1 protein-coding gene is annotated in these 531 nt (G+C 57.3%); it reads right to left on the reverse strand.

Features of this window, described 5'->3' with window-relative positions:
• Positions 1–336 (reverse strand): hypothetical protein (locus C482_RS22060; RefSeq protein ID WP_206537123.1); only part of this gene is annotated, 336 nt, incomplete at its 3' end.
• Positions 337–531: the final 195 nt, after the last annotated feature.

Consider the following 531-nt stretch of genomic DNA (forward strand, 5'->3'; position numbering starts at 1 on the left):
GCCGAAATCGATTCCGCGGGGGTGGTCGTCGGTGAAGCCCTCTACAACATGGAGTTCGTCGCCAGTCTCGAAATCCAAGATGTAGAGGTCCATCCCACTGCAGAATGCGACCATCGTCTCGTCGGGTGATTTTGCGAGTTCGCCCGTGCCGTGGCCAGTCGACCAGATCTGATCGCCGCTCGCATCAGGGTCCCCAGGAGTGACACCGAATCCGATGACAGTATCAGCCCCAGCCGCGACCACAACATTACCGTTTGCGAGTGGGTTGCGGATACTGCCATCAAATGTGCTTTCGCGCTCCTCCAGCAATTCTTCGCCAGTAGCAACGTCGTACACGTTCAGCCGGTCAGAAGCCGATATTCGAGACTGCACAGCAGCGATTCGGCCGTCGCCCGAGATACCGATTTCTTGGCCATTGGCATCCGTGATGTTCTGGACGACTTCGCCAGACTCATAATCGACAATGGCAAGACCGTCGTCGCGATCACTTACCAGAAGTGGGAGGCCGGTTGCGTACGTCTCACCAGCGTT

This window comes from Natrialba chahannaoensis JCM 10990, assembly GCF_000337135.1.
Classification (GTDB): Archaea; Halobacteriota; Halobacteria; order Halobacteriales; family Natrialbaceae; genus Natrialba; species Natrialba chahannaoensis.